1 protein-coding gene is annotated in these 470 nt (G+C 34.3%); it reads right to left on the reverse strand.

The window, feature by feature from the left end:
- Positions 1–90: 90 nt before the first annotated feature.
- Positions 91–470 (reverse strand): hypothetical protein (locus tag A5875_RS19135; RefSeq protein ID WP_217809361.1); only part of this gene is annotated, 380 nt, incomplete at its 5' end.

Raw genomic sequence — 470 nt, forward strand, 5'->3', positions numbered from 1 at the left:
ACTAAACCTATTCTCCACTGCCGCAAATTTGAGCACCTGTCTCTTATACACATCTAGATGTGTATAAGAGACAGGTAAATAAATTGACCGTTAGCCATCTATGCTGAAATAATATAGCTCGTTAAAATTATCGTCAAATTCATAGCAGAAAATATGAGTGTTATCTAAGGTCTGTTCTGCATATGTCACTTGGTTGTTATCTAAATTGATTGTTGCTTTTCCTAGATTCTTGACTACCTCGTCTATCGTTAGATTTCCATAAAACTCTTCCAGTTCTGGAAGCATAAACGAAACAATGTTTGAAAACCTATTTTGATAAGCCTCAACTAACTTTTTGACAGTCGCTTCTGATCCATTTTGAATTTCTTCGCAACAAAAGGTTAATCCTTCAATTTCTACAACATACATTTCGTCGTCTTTATCATATGTAAACACTCTACCACCCCTATCTAATTTCCAATGTACTAATT

It is taken from the genome of Enterococcus sp. 3H8_DIV0648, assembly GCF_002140655.1.
Lineage (GTDB): Bacteria > Bacillota > Bacilli > Lactobacillales > Enterococcaceae > Enterococcus_A > Enterococcus_A hulanensis.